Source organism: Streptomyces odonnellii (genome assembly GCF_000981895.1).
Taxonomy (GTDB): Bacteria; Actinomycetota; Actinomycetes; order Streptomycetales; family Streptomycetaceae; genus Streptomyces; species Streptomyces odonnellii.
This window is the reverse complement of sequence record NZ_LATD01000597.1, coordinates 1-1,547: the sequence shown is the minus strand read 5'-3', so window position 1 is coordinate 1,547 and position 1,547 is coordinate 1. Positions and strand designations below refer to the sequence as shown.

General features: G+C 72.4%; 1 protein-coding gene. It reads left to right on the top strand.

Annotated elements, in window-relative coordinates; all coding sequences use genetic code 11:
• Window positions 1–142: 142 nt before the first annotated feature.
• The coding region (locus WH07_RS35460) for a sensor histidine kinase (protein WP_046509319.1) at window positions 143–1,547 on the top strand (1,405 nt) is incomplete at its 3' end.

The window sequence follows — 1,547 nt, the reverse complement described above, 5'->3', positions numbered from 1 at the left end:
CGGGGGGTGGTACAGGGGGCAGTACGGGGGGTGGTACGAGCAGCGGTGCCGGTGGTGGTACGAGCGGTACGGCCGGTACGAGCAACGGCACCGGAGCCGCACCCGGCCGCGGGACCCGTACCGGAAGCGGCGGGGGCAGCGAGTGACCGGTCCGATCCGCCGGTTCCAGTCGCTCCCCCTGCGCTCCCGGCTCGCGCTCCTGGTGACCACGGCCGTCGCCGTGGCCGTCGCCGGGGTGGCCGTGACCTGCTGGCTGCTCACCCGTACCCAGCTCCCGAGCGAACTGGACACCTCGCTCCAGAACACCTCGGCCCCGGCCAGCACCGTCCAGAACGCCGTCAACAACTGCGTCAACGGTACGAGTACCGGCACCCCGAGCGGATCCAGCTTCGCCTATATCCAGGTGGTCCTGGCCGACGGCACCCGCTGTGTGGCTCCGGACTCCGAGCCCGTGATCGTCCAGCAGGAGGATCTCGCGGTCGCCAACGGCACCGAGCACCAGGCCCTGCACGACAGTACGACCGAGAGCGGCATTCCGGTCCGTGTCTTCACGCAGCGCGAGGCCTTCCGTCCCGGCGCGGTCGCGGTCTCCGTCGCGCGCCCCCTCACCGAGATCAACTCGTCCCTCAACCGGCTCGCCCTGCTCCTCACCGCCGTCGCCGGCATCGGCGTCATCGGCGCGGGCGCGGCCGGCCTCTGGGTGGCGAGGGCCGGGCTACGCCCGGTCGACGGTCTGACCCGCGCGGTCGAACATGTCGCCCGTACGGAAGATCTCACCGTCCGTATCCCGGTCGCGGGCGAGGACGAGATCGCCCGGCTGTCCCGTTCCTTCAACTCCATGACCGCCGCGCTCGCCTCCTCCCGCGACCGGCAGTCGCAGCTCATCGCCGACGCCGGGCACGAACTGCGGACCCCGTTGACCTCTCTCCGTACGAACGTCGAACTGCTCGCCCGCAGCGAGGAGACGGGCCGCGCGATCCCGCCCGACGACCGCAAGGCGCTCATGGCGTCCGTCAAAGCGCAGATGACCGAACTGGCCGCCCTCATCGGCGACCTCCAGGAACTGTCCCGCCCCGACGCGGCCGACCCCGGCCCCCTCCAGGTCGTCGCGCTGCACGACATCGTGGAGAGCGCCCTGGAACGCGCCCGTCTGCGCGGCCCGGACCTGACGATCACCGCGGACCTGAGCCCCTGGTACGTACGGGCCGAACCCGCCGCACTCGAACGCGCCCTGGTCAACGTCCTCGACAACGCGGTGAAGTTCAGCCCGCCGGGCGGCGCGGTGGAGGTCGCCATCGGCGAACGCGGCGAGCTGACCGTACGCGACCACGGCCCCGGCATCCCGGCCGACGAACTCCCGTACGTCTTCGAACGCTTCTGGCGCTCCCCCTCCGCCCGCGCCCTCCCCGGCTCCGGCCTGGGCCTGTCGATCGTGGCCCGTACGATCCAGCAGACGGGCGGCCAGATCACCCTGCACCCCGCTCCCGCGGGCGGCACGGTGGCGTCGATCCGGATCCCAGGAGCCCCGACCCCGCCCCCGCAAACCC